Raw genomic sequence first — 611 nt, forward strand, 5'->3', positions numbered from 1 at the left:
CCGAGAGTCCCGGTGCGGGCGACGCCATCCGGGCCCAGAAGATCAAGGAATACCGGGCCGAGTTGATGCACCCGTACTACGCGGCCGAGCGCGGTCTGGTCGACGACGTGATCGACCCCGCCGCCACCCGCGAGGTCCTCATCGCCTCCCTGCAGATGCTCCGCACCAAGCACGCGGACCTGCCCGCCCGCAAGCACGGAAACCCCCCGCAATGAACCGGGAAGAAGAGACCGCCATGCGCATCCGGATCGTCAGGGGAACCCTCCTGCCGGAGGAACTCGCCGCGCTGACCGCCGTCCTGACGGCTCGCGTGGCCACGTCCCGGTCTGCGGAGCGGCCACGCTTCGCCCACGGCAGTCGGTACGCCCGCGCCCGCTGGCGCCGCCTCGACCGCGGCACCGGGTACCGCAACCCGGTCAGCTGGCGCTGACAGATCCGTACAGGCTTTTCCGACAGGCTTTCCCAGCAGGTGAGACGGACATGGACGACACAGGCATGAACCACTCCGAACCCACGCGGGCGGAGCCTCCTCGCGTGCTGCTGGCCGGCGAGGAGGAGAGCAGAGATGAGCCGCACATCCAACGCGGCATCGACTAGAGAGGAAGGGAGCG

2 protein-coding genes are annotated in these 611 nt (G+C 69.2%); both read left to right on the forward strand.

Annotated elements, in window-relative coordinates; genetic code table 11:
* A partial coding sequence (locus tag TR48_RS32325) for a carboxyl transferase domain-containing protein (protein ID WP_042373919.1) occupies window positions 1–215 on the forward strand: 215 nt, incomplete at its 5' end.
* On the forward strand, window positions 212–430 hold the full coding sequence (locus TR48_RS32330; RefSeq protein ID WP_042373920.1) for an acyl-CoA carboxylase subunit epsilon: 219 nt from the start codon (window positions 212–214) through the stop codon (window positions 428–430). The genes TR48_RS32325 and TR48_RS32330, both read left to right, overlap by 4 nt.
* Window positions 431–611: the final 181 nt, after the last annotated feature.

The sequence above is a fragment of the Streptacidiphilus neutrinimicus genome, from assembly GCF_000787815.1.
Taxonomy (GTDB): Bacteria; Actinomycetota; Actinomycetes; order Streptomycetales; family Streptomycetaceae; genus Streptacidiphilus; species Streptacidiphilus neutrinimicus.

Coding starts and splice junctions, on each gene's coding strand:
- TR48_RS32330 (WP_042373920.1), top strand. CDS start 212: ATGAACCGGGAAGAAGAGACCGCCATGCGCATCCGGATCGTCAGGGGA.